Annotated in this window: 15 protein-coding genes; 11 read left to right on the top strand and 4 right to left on the bottom strand. The window is 69.8% G+C overall.

Annotated elements, in window-relative coordinates; all coding sequences use genetic code 11:
- Positions 1 to 13: 13 nt before the first annotated feature.
- From pafA to M3330_RS22780, 7 genes are all read left to right on the top strand, one after another.
- Positions 14 to 1,372 carry a Pup--protein ligase gene (pafA, locus tag M3330_RS22810; protein WP_006552177.1) on the top strand — a complete coding sequence of 453 codons (1,359 nt, stop codon included), beginning with the start codon at positions 14 to 16 and terminating at the stop codon, positions 1,370 to 1,372.
- An 88-nt stretch (positions 1,373 to 1,460) separates the two neighbouring features.
- The gene (locus M3330_RS22805; RefSeq protein WP_064062096.1) at positions 1,461 to 2,456 is read left to right on the top strand and encodes a YafY family protein; all 996 of its coding nucleotides are present in this window, start codon (positions 1,461 to 1,463) and stop codon (positions 2,454 to 2,456) included.
- Positions 2,453 to 3,484: a YafY family protein gene (locus M3330_RS22800; protein WP_071935038.1), complete on the top strand. Its 1,032-nt coding sequence runs from the start codon at positions 2,453 to 2,455 to the stop codon at positions 3,482 to 3,484. Before M3330_RS22805 ends, M3330_RS22800 begins: the two co-directional genes overlap by 4 nt.
- Positions 3,485 to 3,611: 127 nt before the next feature.
- A complete protein-coding gene (gene tatA, locus M3330_RS22795; protein ID WP_254582888.1) occupies positions 3,612 to 3,866 on the top strand; it encodes a Sec-independent protein translocase subunit TatA in 255 nt (84 codons plus the stop codon).
- 104 nt (positions 3,867 to 3,970) lie between these two features.
- Entirely contained in the window at positions 3,971 to 4,933 is a 963-nt protein-coding gene (gene tatC / locus M3330_RS22790; RefSeq protein ID WP_019289529.1) for a twin-arginine translocase subunit TatC, read from the top strand.
- On the top strand, positions 4,930 to 7,686 hold the full coding sequence (locus tag M3330_RS22785) for an RNA helicase (protein WP_033098354.1): 2,757 nt from the start codon (positions 4,930 to 4,932) through the stop codon (positions 7,684 to 7,686). Before tatC ends, M3330_RS22785 begins: the two co-directional genes overlap by 4 nt.
- Positions 7,687 to 7,792: 106 nt before the next feature.
- Positions 7,793 to 8,674: a DUF4333 domain-containing protein gene (locus M3330_RS22780; RefSeq protein WP_255026440.1), complete on the top strand. Its 882-nt coding sequence runs from the start codon at positions 7,793 to 7,795 to the stop codon at positions 8,672 to 8,674.
- Positions 8,675 to 8,684: 10 nt separating this feature from the next.
- Here the strand turns inward: M3330_RS22780 and M3330_RS22775 are convergent, their stop codons facing one another.
- On the bottom strand, positions 8,685 to 9,662 hold the full coding sequence (locus tag M3330_RS22775; protein WP_006552184.1) for a 5'-3' exonuclease: 978 nt from the start codon (positions 9,660 to 9,662) through the stop codon (positions 8,685 to 8,687).
- A gap of 35 nt (positions 9,663 to 9,697) precedes the next feature.
- On the opposite strand from M3330_RS22775, the gene M3330_RS22770 reads away from it, so the two are divergent.
- Together M3330_RS22770 and M3330_RS22765 are read left to right on the top strand one after the other, a co-directional pair.
- Complete coding sequence (locus M3330_RS22770; RefSeq protein WP_255026439.1) at positions 9,698 to 10,828, top strand: Xaa-Pro peptidase family protein; 1,131 nt, start codon at positions 9,698 to 9,700, stop codon at positions 10,826 to 10,828.
- A gap of 147 nt (positions 10,829 to 10,975) precedes the next feature.
- The gene (locus M3330_RS22765) at positions 10,976 to 11,722 is read left to right on the top strand and encodes an SDR family NAD(P)-dependent oxidoreductase (RefSeq protein WP_006552186.1); all 747 of its coding nucleotides are present in this window, start codon (positions 10,976 to 10,978) and stop codon (positions 11,720 to 11,722) included.
- A 468-nt stretch (positions 11,723 to 12,190) separates the two neighbouring features.
- On the opposite strand, the gene M3330_RS22760 is transcribed toward M3330_RS22765, so the two are convergent.
- The 3 genes from M3330_RS22760 to M3330_RS22750 are packed head-to-tail and all read right to left on the bottom strand — an operon-like array spanning position 12,191 to position 15,007.
- Positions 12,191 to 13,009, bottom strand: coding sequence for an AAA family ATPase (locus M3330_RS22760; protein ID WP_064851817.1), 819 nt, complete (start codon positions 13,007 to 13,009; stop codon positions 12,191 to 12,193).
- Complete coding sequence (locus M3330_RS22755) at positions 13,006 to 14,403, bottom strand: Mu transposase C-terminal domain-containing protein (RefSeq protein ID WP_082937603.1); 1,398 nt, start codon at positions 14,401 to 14,403, stop codon at positions 13,006 to 13,008. Before M3330_RS22755 ends, M3330_RS22760 begins: the two co-directional genes overlap by 4 nt.
- 7 nt (positions 14,404 to 14,410) lie before the next feature.
- On the bottom strand, positions 14,411 to 15,007 hold the full coding sequence (locus tag M3330_RS22750) for a recombinase family protein (protein ID WP_064441666.1): 597 nt from the start codon (positions 15,005 to 15,007) through the stop codon (positions 14,411 to 14,413).
- Between the two features lie 193 nt (positions 15,008 to 15,200).
- On the opposite strand from M3330_RS22750, the gene M3330_RS22745 reads away from it, so the two are divergent.
- Complete coding sequence (locus M3330_RS22745) at positions 15,201 to 15,560, top strand: helix-turn-helix transcriptional regulator (protein WP_006590980.1); 360 nt, start codon at positions 15,201 to 15,203, stop codon at positions 15,558 to 15,560.
- The gene (locus tag M3330_RS22740) at positions 15,557 to 16,159 is read left to right on the top strand and encodes a cadmium resistance transporter (protein WP_255026438.1); all 603 of its coding nucleotides are present in this window, start codon (positions 15,557 to 15,559) and stop codon (positions 16,157 to 16,159) included. The genes M3330_RS22745 and M3330_RS22740 overlap by 4 nt, the downstream gene beginning before the upstream one ends.
- Positions 16,160 to 16,268: the final 109 nt, after the last annotated feature.

Here is a 16,268-nt window from a genome sequence, read left to right as displayed (position 1 = left end):
GTACTGTCGAAGTGTGCAGCGACGAATCATGGGTATCGAGACGGAGTTCGGCGTCACGTGTACCTTCCACGGGCATCGTCGGTTGAGCCCCGACGAGGTGGCCCGCTATCTGTTCCGCCGGGTGGTGTCCTGGGGGCGCAGTTCGAACGTCTTCCTGCGGAACGGGGCGCGACTGTATCTCGATGTCGGCTCGCACCCCGAGTACGCCACCGCCGAGTGCGACGACCTGCTCCAGCTCGTCGAGCACGACCATGCCGGTGAGCGGGTCCTCGAGGAACTGCTCATCGACGCCGAGCAGCGTCTGGCCGAGGAAGGCATCGGCGGCGACATCTTCCTGTTCAAGAACAACACCGACTCGGCGGGCAACTCCTACGGCTGCCACGAGAACTATCTCGTCGCCCGCGTCGGCGAGTTCTCCCGCATCTCCGATGTGCTGCTGCCCTTCCTGGTGACCCGCCAGCTGATCTGCGGCGCCGGGAAGGTGCTGCAGACCCCCAAAGCCGCCACCTTCTGCCTGTCGCAACGCGCCGAGCACATCTGGGAGGGCGTCTCGTCGGCGACCACCCGGTCGCGGCCGATCATCAACACCCGCGACGAGCCGCACGCCGACGCCGAGAAGTACCGGCGCCTGCACGTGATCGTCGGGGACTCGAACATGTCCGAGACCACCACCATGCTCAAGGTGGGGTCGGCGGCGCTGGTGCTCGAGATGATCGAGGCCGGGGTGCCGTTCCGGGACTTCGCGCTCGACAACCCGATCCGCGCCATCCGCGAGGTCTCCCACGACCTGACGGGCCGGCGCCCGGTGCGCCTGGCCGGCGGCCGGCAGGCCAGCGCCCTGGACATCCAGCGCGAATACCACGCGCGGGCGGTGGAATATCTGCACCAGCGCGAACCCGACCCGCACGTCGCGCAGGTGGTGGACCTGTGGGGCCGCGTCCTCGACGCCGTCGAATCGCAGGACTTCGCGAAGGTCGACACCGAGATCGACTGGGTGATCAAGCGCAAGCTGTTCCAGCGCTACCAGGACCGCTACAACATGGAGCTGTCCGACCCGAAGATCGCCCAGCTCGACCTGGCCTATCACGACATCAAACGCGGACGCGGTGTGTTCGACCTGCTGCAACGCAAGGGACTGGCGGCGCGGGTGACCGACGACGAGTCCGTCGACGCCGCGGTGAACACCCCGCCGCAGACCACCCGCGCGAAGCTGCGCGGTGATTTCATCGCCGCCGCGCAGGCCGCGGGCCGCGATTTCACCGTCGACTGGGTGCATCTGAAGCTCAACGACCAGGCGCAGCGCACCGTGTTGTGCAAGGACCCGTTCCGGTCCGTGGACGAACGCGTCGAACGGCTCATCGCCTCCATGTGAGTACCACCGTCCATCGGAGCGGACCGTCCGGTCCGCTCCGATGGACGGTGATGCGGTGCCGGCGGCGCGCGGGCACTAGGGTTGGCGCGTGGCGATCTCGAAAGTCGAACGGCTGGTGAACCTGGTCATCGCGCTGCTGTCCACCCGACAGTTCGTGACCGCGGAGAAGATCCGGGCCTCGGTGGCCGGCTACTCCGAATGCGCGAGCGACGAGGCGTTCAGCCGCATGTTCGAACGGGACAAGAACGAACTGCGCGATCTCGGGGTGCCCCTCGAGACGGGCCGGCCGTCGCGGTCGTCGACGGTGGAGGGCTACCGCATCAACCGCGACGCCTACGAACTGCCCGAGATCGACCTCACCCGCGAGGAGACCGCCGCCGTGGCCGTCGCCGCCGCGCTGTGGGAATCGCCGGAGCTGACCGCCGCGGCGCAGGGCGCGGTGCTCAAGCTGCGCGCCGCCGGGATCCGTGTCGACTCGGACGGCGGGGAGGTCGTCGCGCCGCTGCCGCCGCGCGCCCGCGGTTCCGAACCCGCGTTGACGGCGTTGCTCGCCGCGATCGACGCGCGTCGCGCGGTGCGGTTCACCCACCGCAGTTCCCCCACCGAGCCGTGGTCGACGCGCACCGTCGAACCGTGGGGTGTGGTCACCGTGCACGGCCGCTGGTATCTCGTCGGCCACGACCGCGATCGCGACGCGGTACGCACCTTCCGGCTCTCGCGCATCGGCGACGAGATCACCGCGATCGGCCCAGAGGGGGCGGTGCAGATCCCGGGGGGCGTGGATCTGCGGGGGCGGGTGCTCGCCGCGACCTCCCCGGCGGAGGTCAGCGGATCGGCACGCCTGTGGGTGGCCGATGGACGCGCGTGGGAGCTACGCCGGCTCGGACGGACCGGCGCGGCCCGGCGGATCGGCGACCGCGACGGGGTGGAACTCGAGGTGCCGGTGCGCTCGTGGGAATGGATCGCCCGGATCGTCGCCGGGCAGGGCGCGGACGCGTTGGTGCTCGACCCACCGGAGTTGCGGGCCGAGGTGCACCGCATCCTCGAACAGGCGGTCACGGATGCGGGGGAGGAGGAGCGATGAGCACACGACTGTCGGCGCGACTGGGACGACTGCTCAATCTCGTGCCCTACTTCCTGGCGCACCCGGGGATCAGCGCGGCCGAGGCCGCCCGCGATCTCGGGGTCACCCCCAAGCAGGTGATGGACGATCTGAACCAGCTGTGGGTGTGCGGCCTGCCCGGCTACGGACCCGGTGATCTGATCGACCTGTCGTTCTCCGAGGACAGCATCGTGGTGACCTTCACCGCGGGCATCGAACGACCCCTGCGGCTGACCTCCACCGAGGCCACCGCGCTGCTCGTGGCGCTGCGGTCGCTGCAGGAGATGCCCGGCGTCGTCGACCCGTCCGCGGCGCAGTCGGCGATCGCGAAGATCGAGGCGGCCGCCGGGACCGCCGCGCTGCCCGCCGACACCGCCACCACCGACACCGCCACCGCGGCGACTGCCGAGCCTGATCCGGAGGCAGCCGGGGACTCCGACGCCGCCGGACAGGTGCGGGCTGCGGTGCGCGACGGGCGCGCCGTGCACCTGACCTACTATTCGGCGTCCCGCGACACCGTCTCCGAACGCGACGTCGACCCGATCCGCATCGTCATCATCGACGAACACGCCTACCTGCAGGCGTGGTGCCGCAGCGCCGAAGGAGTGCGGCTGTTCCGCTTCGACCGCATCGACGCCGCCACCGTGCTCGACGAGCCGACGCGACCGCCGCACCGGGCGATCACCGACGACGAGCACCTCGAACTGTTCGAGGGCGACCCGTCGCTGCCCGCCGCGCGGTTGCGCATCGCCCCGTCGTATACCTGGCTGCTCGACTACTACCCGCTCACCGACGTGCAGGTGCTTCCCGACGGCAGGTGCGAGGCGTCGATGCGGTACGCGTCGCCGGGGTGGATGGCGCGGCTGCTCGTCGGTCTCGGCGCCGGGGTGCAGGTGCTCGACCCACCGGAGTTGCGGGCCGCGGTGCGGGCGCGGGCCGAGGCGGCGCTGGCGGCCTATGCCGAGCTCGACGGGGAGAACGCGACCCGCGGTGCGGGTCCGACACCGTGACGGTCGCGTTGTGCAACATCGGCGTGAACCCTCCGCAAATTGTGGGTGGATACACCGGCGCGAAGCCTCGGTGTGTGCTCGAGGTCCGGTAGCATCGATCGGAGCCGATCAGTGGAGGTTGTTGTAAATGGGTGCAATGAGCCCCTGGCACTGGGCCATCGTGGCGCTGGTGGTCGTGATTCTCTTCGGTTCGAAGAAGCTGCCCGACGCCGCGCGCGGTCTCGGTCGTTCGCTCCGGATCTTCAAGAGCGAGGTCAAGGAGATGCAGAACGACGACGCCCGGGCATCCACGCCGCAGCCGGCGCCGAATCCGTTGCCGGCCGCGCAGCCGACAGCCGATCCCGCCGCGCCGAACCCGCACACCGAACCGCGGTCTGCCTGACCGACGTTCATCCTGCCGGGGCGCCCACCACGGGTGTCCCGGCGTTCCGCTGACCCCGGCACGCCCGCACGCCGGTGGTCTCGACAGGAGCTGAGAACCGCACCGTGCGCATCCCGTTCGATCCGCGCCGAAGCCGGCGCAAGACCAATCCCGACGGCACCATGTCGCTGGTCGAGCACCTCTACGAATTGCGCACGCGTCTGCTGATCGCTCTCGCTGCGATCGTGCTCACCACCATCCTCGGCTTCGTCTGGTACAGCCGCAGCCTGTTCGGCCTCGACAGCCTCGGGGAGATCCTGCGCGGCCCCTACTGCGACCTACCCGCCTCGGCCCGCGCCGACCTGAGCAACGACGGCTCGTGCCGACTGCTCGCCACCGGACCGTTCGAGCAGTTCATGCTGCGCCTGAAGGTCGCCGCGACCGCCGGCATCGTCATGGCGTGCCCGATCTGGCTGTACCAACTGTGGGCGTTCGTCACCCCCGGCCTGTACCGCAAGGAACGCCGCTACGCGATCGGCTTCGTCACCTGCGGGGCGGCGCTGTTCGTCACCGGCGCGGTACTGGCCTATCTGGTGATCTCCCACGCGTTGTCGTTCCTGCTGTCCGTCGGCAACGACGTGCAGGTCACCGCCCTTTCGGGCGCCGAATACTTCGGGTTCCTCATCAACCTGCTGGTGATCTTCGGGGTGTCCTTCGAGATCCCGCTGGTGATCGTCGCGCTCAACGGCGTCGGGGTGCTGCCCTACGCCAAGCTCAAGGCGTGGCGGCGCGGGCTGATCATGGCGGTGTTCGTCTTCGCCGCCATCGCCACCCCCGGCCAGGATCCGTTCTCCATGCTCGCCCTGGCGTTGGCGCTCACGCTGCTCGTGGAGTTCGCCATCCAGATCGCCCGGCTGACCGACCGGCGCCGTGCCCGCAAGGCCCGCGCCGAGGGCTGGGCCGATCTCGACGACGACGAGGGTTCGACGATCCCGGCCCCGAGCCCGGTGGAGCCGGCAGCGCCGACGGCGCCCACCGACACCGTACGGACCGATCCGGCCCGCACCGACTACTCCGACACCCTGTGACCGGCGACCCCACTCCCGGCCCTGCCGGTAACGACGAGACCGGCACCGCGCCGCTCGTCCCCACCCCGCAGCTCGCGGAGTTCGCCACCGGCCTCGGGTTCCCGCTCGATCCGTTCCAGATCGAGGCGTGCCGCGCCCTCGAGGGTGGGCATTCGGTGCTGGTGTGCGCCCCCACCGGCGCCGGCAAGACCGTCGTCGGCGAGTTCGCGGTGTATCTGGCGCTGCAGGGCGGTTCCAAGTGCTTCTACACCACCCCGATCAAGGCGCTGAGCAACCAGAAGTACGCCGATCTGTGTGCCCGGCACGGCCGGGACTCGGTGGGTCTGCTCACCGGCGACCAGTCCATCAACTCCGATGCGCCGGTGGTGGTGATGACCACCGAGGTGCTGCGCAACATGATCTACGCGTCGTCCACCGCCCTGATCGGGCTCACCCATGTGGTGATGGACGAGGTGCACTTCCTCGCCGACCGGTTCCGCGGCGCGGTGTGGGAAGAGGTGATCCTGCACCTGCCCGAGGACGTGCGGCTGGCGTCGCTGTCGGCGACCGTGTCGAACGCCGAGGAGTTCGGCGACTGGATGACCACGGTGCGCGGCGACACCACCGTCGTCGTCGACGAGGTGCGGCCCATCCCGCTGCACCAGCACATGATGCTCGGCTCCCGCATCTACGACCTGTTCGACCGCCGCGCCGACACCGACACCGCCCCGACCCGGCGGCGCCGCGACATCGTCGTCAACCCGGAGCTGGCGTCGGCGGTGCGGCAACGGCAGAGTCTGTCCGGGATGGACCGCTGGGGTGAACGCGGCCCCCGCTTCCGGCCGCCGCCGCGCCCGGAGGTCATCGTCCGTCTCGACCGCGACGGTCTGTTGCCGGCGATTACCTTCGTGTTCAGCCGCGCCGGTTGCGACGCCGCGGTGCAGCAGTGCCTGCGCTCGGGTCTGCACCTGACCGACGAGACCGAAGCCGCCGAGATCCGCCGGATCGTCGACGAGCACACCCGGGATCTGCCGCGCGGCGACCTCGAGGTCCTCGGCTACGCGTCGTGGCGCACCGCCCTCGAACGCGGCATCGCCGCCCACCACGCCGGGATGTTGCCGGCTTTCCGGCACACCGTCGAAGAGCTCTTCGTGCGGGGGCTGGTGCGGGCGGTGTTCGCCACCGAGACCCTCGCGCTGGGCATCAACATGCCGGCCCGCACCGTGGTGCTCGAAAAGCTCGTCAAGTTCAACGGCGACACCCACGCCGAGCTGACCCCCGGCGAGTACACGCAGCTGACCGGCCGGGCCGGGCGGCGCGGCATCGACGTCGAGGGCCACGCGGTGGTGCTGTGGCAGCCGGGCATCGAACCGGCGGCGGTCGCCGGGCTCGCCTCCACCCGCACCTTCCCGCTGCGCAGCTCGTTCCGCCCGTCCTACAACATGGCGGTCAACCTCATCGACGCCGTCGGGGTGGAGCGGTCGCGGGCGCTGCTGGAGATGTCTTTCGCCCAGTTCCAGGCCGACAAGTCGGTGGTCGGTCTCAAACGCGGCATCGACCGCAACGAGGCCACCCTCGCACAGCTGCGCGACCAACTCGGCGGTGAGGGCAGCGAGATCCTCGACTATCTGCGGTTGCGCGCCGAACTGACCGACGCCGAACGCGCCCACGAGCGGCGCGGCAAGCAGGATCGCCGGGCCGCGGCGGTGGCGTCGCTGGTGACACTGCGGCGCGGTGACATCATCGCCGTGCCCGCCGGTAAACACACCGGCCTGGCCGTGGTGGTGCTGCCGGACACCGACGCCGGCGATCCGCGGCCGCAGGTCGTCACCGCCGACGCGTGGTCCGGTCGCCTCTCCGCCGGGGACTTCCCGACCCCGGCGACGGTGCTGGGCACGCTGCGGCTGCCGCGGCACGTCGATCACCGCACCGGCCGTGGGCGCCGCGACATCGCGTCGGCGTTGCGGTCGAAGGGCCTCGTGCCGCCGCGCCGTCCCAAGCGCAGCACGTCCAAGGGCGACACCCGCGAGATCGACGCGTTGCGCCGCGAACTCAAGCACCATCCGGCCCGCAAGCACCCCGATCTGGACTCGCTGGCGCGTGCCGGGGAGCGCTACCACCGGTTGCTGCGCGAAACCCAGCAGCAGCGCCGCAAGGCCGCCGCGGCGACGGATTCGCTGGCGCGCACCTTCGAGCGGATCGTCGCGCTGCTCACCGAACGCGGCTATCTCACCGAGGGTGACGATCCGGCGACCACCGAGGCGGGGGAGCGGCTCGCCCGCATCTACACCGAATCGGATCTGCTGGTCGCCGAATGCGTGCGTCGCCGTGCCTGGGCGGGACTGTCCGCCGCCGAACTCGCGGCGGTCGCCTCGGCGGTGATCTACGAGTCGCGCACCGACGAACCGGTCACCGTCGTCGGGCCGACCGGCCCGATCCGGCACGCGCTGGCCGAAACCACCCGGATCTGCGACGGCTTGCGGGCCGACGAGATCCGGCACCGGCTGCCCCCGACCCGCGAACCGGATCTGGGTTTCGTCACCGCCGCCTACACCTGGGCGTCGACCGCGTCGCTGACCGAGGCGCTCGTCGCCGCGGAGGCCGCCGGCAAGGAACTTTCACCCGGAGATTTCGTGCGGTGGTGCCGGCAGCTGATCGATCTGCTCGACCAGATCCGCACCTGCGCGGACGATCCGGAACTCGCCCGCACCGCCGGCAAGGCGGTCGGGGCGGTGCGTCGCGGGGTCGTCGCCGTCGATCCCACCGCCGAATGACCCGGCCCCTGCGGGGTGTCCGGGACGCCCGGTAGGCGTGGATGCCCGCGCGGCGGGTGGACGCTACCGTATGGGCACACAACGGGAAGGGTGAGTGGAGACGACGATGACCGGGCCGAACGAACCGCAGGACTCGCCGGGGCAGAAGCCGCCGGAATCGACGGATCCATGGGCACCCAACCCGACCTCCGGGGGCGGTGAGCAGCCCGGATCACCGTGGGCGCCGCCCGCCGGCCAGCAGCAGTGGGGGCAGGGCAGCGGCACCGGCTGGGGACAGTCGACCGCCGGGCAGTCGCCGTGGCAACCCGACACCGGTGCGGGCGGGAACGCTCCGCAGCCCGGGTGGGCGCCGCCCGCCGGCCAGCAGACTCCCGCGCAGCCCGGTGCCGGGCATCAGAATCCGTGGGGTGCGCCGACCGGTGCGCCGCAACAGGGCTGGGGTCCGGCCCCACAGCCGCCCGCCCCCGGCTGGGGGCAGCCGGCACCCGGTCAGCAGGCACCAGGACAGGCACCGGGCTGGGGTCAGCAACCGGGCGCACAGCAGCCGTGGGGCGCGCCCGGTCAGCAACCGACGCAGTCCGTCCCCGGGTGGGGTGGGCAGCAGCCCGCCGGGGCGCAGCCCTGGGGAGCGCCCGCGAACACCTGGCAGCAGCCCGGCGGCGCGCCTCAGCAGAACGGCAAGTCGAAGCTGCCGTGGATCCTCGGCGGCGCCGGGCTCGTCGTGGTGCTCGCCATCGTCGGGATCCTCGCCACGACGATGTTCGGCGGGAAAGTCCTCGACACCGAATCCACCCAGGCGGGCATCGCGAAGGTGCTCACCGAGTCCTACGGGGCCGGGCAGGTCGGCGACGTGCAGTGCCCGAGCGATCAGAAGGTCGAGGCCGGCCACAGCTTCACCTGCGCGGTCACCGTGGACGACCAGTTCCGGGAGGTGACCGTCACCATCACCGACGACAACGGCACCTACGAGGTCGGCCGCCCCAACTGACCGGAAGCGGTCATCGGTCGGCCAGGGCCGCGACCAGCGCGGACACCGGCCGTTCCAGACCCCACCGCTGCGCCAGCGCGGTGAGCTGCTCCGGAGCGGCCGGTGCCGCCGGCAACACGTCCGAGCGGGACAGGTCCACGTCCGCGTCGGTGGCGACCCGCACGACCGGCAGCGCCGCATCCAGATAGTCCGCCGCAGCGGCGAGTTTGACCCGCATGCCCTTCGCCATCGACGACGACTCGTCGACCGCGGCCGCGCGCACCGCGTCGAGGGAGCCGTACTGCTGCAGCAACGACGCGGCGGTCTTTTCCCCGACCCCCTTGACGCCGGGCAGTCCGTCCGACGGGTCGCCGCGCAGCACCGCGAGTTCGGCGTAGGCGGCGCCGGCCCGCTCGCCGGGCACCCCGTAGCGTTCGGCGACCAACGCCGGATCGAACAACTCGGCCTTGGCCAATCCGCGCCCGGCGTAGAGCACCCGCACCGGCACCGGACTGTCGGCGACGACCTGCAGCAGGTCGCGGTCGCCGCTGACCACGATCACCCGGTCGATGGTCTCGCGGGCGGCGAGGGTGCCGAGCACGTCGTCGGCCTCGAAACCGGCCGCCCCGCCGGTGGCGATGCCGGCGGCGGCGAGCACGTCGAGGATCACCGGCACCTGCGGCAGCAGCGCGGGTGGGACCTCCTCGACGGTGCCGTCCGACCCGGTGGCGACCCGGTGCGCCTTGTAACTGGGGATCGCCGCGACACGGAAGGCCGGCCGCCAGTCCAGATCCAGGCACACCACCAGCCGGGTGGGGCGGTGGGTGCGGATCAGCGAGGCCACCATGTCCACGAAGCCGCGCACCGCGTTGACCGGGCTGCCGTCGGGGGCGGTGACCTTCTCCGGGATGGCGTGGAAGGCGCGGAACCACAGGCTCGCGCCGTCGAGCAACATCAGCGTGGGGTCCGGTGCGGGCGTGGGGTTCTCCGGTGCGGTCACGGACCACATCCTGCCATCCGGCCGCGGCCACTAGGCTCGAAGACATGACCACTGCCGCCCCCCTATTCCCCGCCGACCGTTACGCGGCCCGCCTGGCCCGCGCCGCCGAACTCGGTGCCGCCGCCGGCTTCGACGCGCTGCTCATCACCCCCGGACCGGACCTGCGGTATCTCACCGGTTCGCGCGCCGAGTCGTTCGAGCGCCTGACCTGCCTGGTGATCCCCACCGACGGCTCCGGCGCCACCGTGGTGGTGCCGCGGCTGGAGTTGGCGTCGCTGAACGACTCCGCGATCGGTGAGCTCGGTCTGCCGGTGCGGGACTGGGTGGACGGTCAGGATCCCTACGCGCTCGTGCGCGAACTCGTCGCGACGGCGGGGGCGTTCGCGGTGACCGAGGCGATGCCGGCGCTGCACCTGGTGCCGCTGACCGCCCGGTTCGGCAACGCCCCGGCGCTTGCGACGTCGGTGATCCGGCAGCTGCGGATGGTCAAGGACACCGACGAGGTCGAGGCGTTGCGCCGCGCTGGTGCCGCCATCGACCGGGTGCACGCCCGCATGGGTGAATGGTTGCGCGCCGGGCGCACCGAAGCCGAGGTGGCCGCAGACATCACCGCCGCGATCCTCGAAGAGGGACACACCGCGGCGGCGTTCGTCATCGTCGGTTCCGGCCCGCACGGCGCCGACCCGCACCACGAGGTGTCCGAGCGGGTCATCGAATCCGGCGACATCGTCGTCGTCGACATCGGTGGTCCCGTCGAACCTGGCTACTACTCGGATTCGACCCGCACCTACAGCATCGGCGAACCGGACCCGGAGATCGCGACGAAGATTGCGGTGCTCGAGAAGGCACAACAGACCGCAGTGGATGCGGTGCGGCCCGGCGTGCGCGCCGAGGACGTCGACGCCGCCGCCCGCAACCTGCTTGCCGCCGCCGGCTACGGGGAGGCGTTCGTGCACCGCACCGGGCACGGAATCGGCCTGTCGGTGCACGAGGAGCCGTACATCGTCTCCGGCAACGACGACATCCTGCAGCCCGGCATGGCGTTCAGCATCGAACCGGGCATCTACTTCCGCGGTGAGTGGGGTGCGCGGATCGAGGACATCGTCGTCGTCACAGAGGACGGCTGCGAGTCGATGAACCTGCGCCCGCACGGATTGACGGTGCTGCCGGGCTGACACCCGGCCGGGTTCACCGCTCGTCGAGCAGGGCGAGCAGCTTGTCGGCGAGGGAGACGTCGATGCTCGGGGTGCGGTCACTGTCCATCCCGCAGAGAGTAGAACCCCGCCACTGCATCCCGGAGCTCGACCCGGGACACTGGCCGCATGAACCACACCGCGCAGGGAACCGTCGTCATCTTCGGGGGACGCAGCGAGATCGGCGTCGAGGTCGCCACCCGACTCGCGCCGGGCCGCACCGTGATCCTCGCCGCCCGTCGCGCCGACGACCTCGCCGACGAGTGCGCCGCCGTGCGGGTAGCAGGCGCGACGGCGGTGCACCCGGTCGAGTTCGACGCCGACGCCCTCGACACACACACCGCGGTGCTCGACCGGATCGCCGCCTTCGGGCCGATCGATGTGGCGGTGCTGGCCTTCGGCATCCTCGGTGACCAGGCCCACGCGGAAACCGATGCGGCCCATGCGGTGTCGATCGTGCACACCGACTATCTCGCGCAGGTCGCGCTGCTCACCGACCTGGCCCAGCGGCTGCGCGCGCAGGGCTCGGGGCGGCTGGTGGTGTTCTCCTCCGTGGCCGGGTGGCGGGTGCGCCGCGCCAACTATGTGTACGGGTCGGCGAAGGCCGGCCTCGACGGTTTCGCGTCCGGCCTGGCGGATGCCTTGCACGGCAGCGGGGTGTCGTTGCTGCTGGTGCGCCCCGGTTTCGTGATCGGCCGGATGACGGAGGGCATGAGCCCTGCACCGTTGTCGAGCACCCCACCGCAGGTCGCCGGCGCGACGGTGCAGGCGCTGCACCGCGGGCGCGGGGAGGTGTGGGTGCCGGCGGTGCTGCGCCCGGTGTTCTTCGGGATGCGCCTGCTGCCGCGGGCGATGTGGCGGCGTTTGCCGCGCTGACGACTGCGGCAGACGGCGAGCGCTTCGCACAGACCGGGCCGATGTCGCTTGTCTCCCGCGTAGCCCTTGTCCGTATAGAGCGCCCTTGTCCGTATAGATCCGGTCGTCGCGGACTCCGGCCTTTGAGGGCTGTGCGTTGCGCTCGCAGATCTTGGCCCGCGGTGCTGCATCGGGAATAGCCGATCAGGATTCCATCCATGAGGCGACGAAAGTGCTGTTTGGGTCAGCTATTCGAGACCGACATGCAGGACGGTTAAGCAGGACGGTCGGACGGCCGTCTTCCGCAGGACGCGATCGAGTGCCGGACCGTGTCGGGGTGTGCTGTTTGAGGATCGGTCCGCAAAATTGATCTTGTTCCGAAAACGAACGTATATGAAACGTCCGCGACCGAATCGACCGACTAGGCGCGACAACTGTTGTGACTTCGTCTGCTGAATGGCGGGGTTCTTCGGTCGCTTCGTGGCGGGGTCAGGTGACACCGATGACCAGGGTGCTCTGTGCGGCTTCGATGACGTCGTTGGTGATGGTGTCGAGTTCGTTGATCTTCAGGACCCGCTGGATCTGGGGGAAGAGGCGTTCGAGGAGCCGGAAGTTGCCGCGGGTGATCCGTGCGATGGCTGCGATGGCTTGGGCGTCGGTGAAGTCGTCGGGGTCGAGGGTCTTGCCGAGGGATCGCCAGTGTCGCTCGAGGACGAACAGCAGTTCGTCTTGTCCCAGGGGCCGGTACTGGTGGGCGAAGCCGACTCGGCTGTAGAACTGGGGGTAGTGGCTGAACGGCTTCTCCAGGCCGGGCATGCCGATCAGGATCAGGGCGATGTCGTCGCGGTCGTAGCGATCGCGCAGCAGTTCCAGAGCGGCGGGACGCAGTCGTTCGGCCTCGTCGACGATGATCAGCTCCACGTAGTTCCTGCCGTGTCGCCATCCCCAGGCCTCGGGAGTGGCCGTGCCGGGAGGTACGAGGTGCTGCTCGATGCACATGTTGGTGCGGGTGATGGCTTGGGTCAGCTCGTCCTTCAGGGTCCGCGGGGTGGTCAGCACGCTGGGGGTGTAGAGCACGGTGCGGCTCCGGTTCAAGGCGGCGTAGATCTTGGCGTCGTTGTCGGAGCGCGGCCCCCAGTAGGTCAGCAGGTCATGAGCCTTCTCGTCGTGTGCGTAGCGGCGCGCGGAGAGTGTCTTTCCTACGCCGGCTGATCCGAAGCACAAACCGATGGTGTGCCCGCGGCGCACGGCGTCGGCGAACTCGGTGAAGCGGCGGTGCTCCTTGGTGACGATGAAGCGCTGGCTCACCTGAGGTCCTCCTTGTAGATCTTCAACGCGGACCTCGGCGCCGGAGCCGGTGCTTCGGTGATCCGTGGCGTCTCGGTAGGTGCGGCCACGAGGGCGATGCGTTCGTTGATGCCGGCTCGCAGCGCCCGGCGGCGGGCGTTGCGCGCGGCCTGGATCTCCTTGAGGCTGACCTTCTGGTCGTGGTGCTCTTGGTTGACGGCCTTGCAGACGAATTCGTCGTGATCGAAGACGCGGATCTCGGTGATGTCGCGGGGGTCGTAGCGGATCACGACCGAGCGTCCGACGTAGCCGGCCAGAGTTGGCGAGACGTAGCGCAGGCCCTGGAAGCGGATGCCATCGCGGCGCACGACGCGGGTCTTGGCGACGGTCAACAGCAGTCTGTCGAGGTCTTCCAGGCTCTCGGGCATTCGGGGCAGCCAGCCATCGGCGATCCACGCGCTGCGCGGGGAGGTTCCGAGCTCGCTGTGCGTGCGGTCGTTGTAGGTGGCCACGAACGCCTCCAGGGCGCTATCGAGGGCGGCCAGGGACAGTTTCGGTGTCGGCCAGGGGTGCCCTTCGGTGATGTGTCCGGGCAGGGTGGCGAGTAGCTCGGTGTTGATGGTGCCGAAGAACCGCTCGATCTTGCCCCGTCCCTGGGGTCGGGCGACGGTGGAGTGGATCAGTCGGATGTGGAGGTCGACGGCGGTGTGGGCGAGCTGGTCACTGGTGAAGTCGCTGCCGTGGTCGACGTAGAGCACGTCGGGCAGGCCGCACATCGGCCAGGCCGGGTCGGTCTTGTGCCAGATCGCTTGGCGCAGCGCCAGGGCGGTGTTCATCGCCGACGGTGCGCCCAGGAAGACTGTGTAGCCGCAGACCGCCCGGGAGCAGTCGTCGAGGATCGTTGTCAGCCATGGCCGTGCGGGCTTGCCGTCGGTGCCCACCACCAGGATGTCGAGCATGGTGTGATCGGATTGCCACATCGCGTTGGGCAGCTCTGCTTGCCGGCGTAGCACCAGCTCGTGCTTGTCGCGGTAGGACGCTGCGCCCTCCAGGGCGAGGGTGACCATGCCGGGATCCAGGGTCCGCACGATGTCCCACACCACCGAGTAGGAGGGGACCGGCCATCTCCGGGCGGCGCAGATGCCGGTGACTTTGCGGTGGATGGTGGCGATGGCCGGCCGCGGCTTGCTCAGTGCCAGGCCCTCGATCAGGTGGACGAGGTCGGGCGGAAGGCGGCGGGAGCCGGTGTCCGCTCGCGAGGCTGTCTCCAGTCCGGCGTAGCCGTCGGCGCGGTAGCGGGCGTGCCAGCGCTCCAGGGTCCGCAGCCCAACATCGGTCTCGCGAGCTAAGCGCGCGAGGGGCACCTGGTCCTCGACGTGGAGCCTGAGGATTCGCCACCGCGCTCGAGCGTCCACGACGCACCTACTGCAAGGCGTTCTCGCGCCCGCGCTCGGCGCGCTGAAGGGCGCGGTAGACCGTCGAGCGGCCCACGCTGAACAGCTCGGCCAGCTCGCCCACAGTGTGCTCGTCGGCGGCATGTAGCTGGACGAGGTGAGCTTCTTGCCGGGGGGTGAGTTTCGGTGACTTCCCGCGCAGCCGGCCCTTGGCCTTGGCGACCTTCATCCCCTCGCGGGTGCGGGCACGGATGAGGTCGGCTTCGAATTCGGCGACCATCGCCAGCACGTTGAACAACAGTTTCCCCATCGGGTCGGTCGGGTCGTACACCGATCCGGCGATGCTCAGCTTCACTTCCCGCGCCGCGAGGTCGTCGGCGATCTGGTGGGCATCACGGACCGAACGCGCCAGCCGATCGAGCTTGGTGACCACGAATGTATCGCCGTCCCGACACGCTGCCAGCGCCTGCTGCAGGCCCTCACGGTCGGCGTTGCGGCCCGTGAGCCCGTGATCGACGTAGATGCGCTTGGGATCGACGCCGAACGCCGCGAGTCCGTCACGCTGCGCGGTCAGGTCCTGCTCGTCGGTGGAGACTCGGGCATAGCCGACCTTCAAGGGGGACATGCTCCCCAGTGTGTCATATAGCCTCCCTTCACCGGACAGTTCACCGGACGGGTCTTACGGGACAGCCCGCCAGGCGTGCCGTCGTTCCTCTCGATAAGTAGCGGTGGTGTCCGGTGAGGGTTCCCCTTACGGGCATGCGATCTGGGCTGACGCCTGTGAACGAGTGTTCAGTACGCGCTGTATAGTTCAGTTCATGCTGACTATTGCTTCGCGTCTCGACGTGATGAACCGCCTGGGTCGTGCACTGGCCGACCCCACTCGATCCCGGATCATCTTGACCCTGCTCGACCATCCCGCTTACCCGGCGGAACTGGCCCGAGATCTGGACCTGACACGCCCGAACGTGTCCAACCACCTGGCATGCCTGCGCGATTGCGGGATCGTCGTCTCCGAGCCCGAGGGTCGTCGGACACGATATGAGATCGCCGATTCGCACCTGGCGCAGGCGCTGACGGCACTGGTCGATGCCACCCTGGCAGTGGACGAAGACGCCCCGTGCATCGATCCCGCCTGCTCGCTTCCCGGATGCGACGCAGCTGGGGAGGGCGCATGATCCTCACCTCGGTCTTGCAGGCGATGGGCCTGTTCGCAGCGACCAACATCGACGACATCATCGTGCTCTCCCTCTTCTTCGCGCGAGGGGCAGGCCAGCGCGGCACTACCGCCCGCATTCTGGCCGGCCAGTACCTCGGATTCGCCGGCATCCTCGGTGCCGCGGTCCTGGTGACCATCGGTGCCGGAGCATTCCTGCCCTCGGCAGCCATCCCGTACTTCGGTCTCATCCCTCTGGGCCTCGGCCTCTGGGCCGCATGGCAGGCCTGGCGCGGAGACGATGACGACGATGACGACGAGGCCAAGGTTGCCGGCAAGAAGGTCGGCGTGTGGACAGTCGCAGGCGTCACCCTTGCCAACGGCGGCGACAACATCGGCGTCTACACCCCTGTCTTCCTCAGCGTGGAACCTCTCGCAGTAGTCGCCTACTGCATCGTCTTCCTCGCGCTCGTCGCGGCCCTGGTGGCCCTGGCAAAGTTCGTCGCCACCCGCCCCCCGATCGCCGAAGTGCTCGAACGCTGGGAGCACATCCTCTTCCCCATCGTTCTCATCGGCCTCGGCATCGTGATCCTCGTCAGCGGCGGAGCCTTCGGACTCTGACGTAGCGGCAGCGATCCAAACGGCCCCGACCGGGCGCACCCCTCTCGGTTCAGACCGCGACACCTACCTGCAGCCAGTCCTGTGCGATCGCGGCAACAAGACCGCCACG

This window comes from Rhodococcus sp. GA1, from assembly GCF_024321955.1.
GTDB lineage: Bacteria > Actinomycetota > Actinomycetes > Mycobacteriales > Mycobacteriaceae > Rhodococcus > Rhodococcus pyridinivorans.
This window is presented reverse-complemented; position numbering and strand designations above follow the sequence as displayed.

What these genes read in the sequence shown, in the direction of transcription:
- tatA (WP_254582888.1), top strand. Translation starts at nt 3,612, where the DNA reads ATGGGTGCAATGAGCCCCTGGCACTGGGCCATCGTGGCGCTGGTGGTC.
- M3330_RS22780 (WP_255026440.1), top strand. Translation starts at nt 7,793, where the DNA reads ATGACCGGGCCGAACGAACCGCAGGACTCGCCGGGGCAGAAGCCGCCG.
- M3330_RS22740 (WP_255026438.1), top strand. Translation starts at nt 15,557, where the DNA reads ATGATCCTCACCTCGGTCTTGCAGGCGATGGGCCTGTTCGCAGCGACC.
- M3330_RS22765 (WP_006552186.1), top strand. Translation starts at nt 10,976, where the DNA reads ATGAACCACACCGCGCAGGGAACCGTCGTCATCTTCGGGGGACGCAGC.
- M3330_RS22775 (WP_006552184.1), bottom strand. Translation starts at nt 9,662, where the DNA reads ATGTGGTCCGTGACCGCACCGGAGAACCCCACGCCCGCACCGGACCCC.
- M3330_RS22745 (WP_006590980.1), top strand. Translation starts at nt 15,201, where the DNA reads ATGCTGACTATTGCTTCGCGTCTCGACGTGATGAACCGCCTGGGTCGT.
- M3330_RS22770 (WP_255026439.1), top strand. Translation starts at nt 9,698, where the DNA reads ATGACCACTGCCGCCCCCCTATTCCCCGCCGACCGTTACGCGGCCCGC.
- M3330_RS22750 (WP_064441666.1), bottom strand. Translation starts at nt 15,007, where the DNA reads ATGTCCCCCTTGAAGGTCGGCTATGCCCGAGTCTCCACCGACGAGCAG.
- M3330_RS22800 (WP_071935038.1), top strand. Translation starts at nt 2,453, where the DNA reads ATGAGCACACGACTGTCGGCGCGACTGGGACGACTGCTCAATCTCGTG.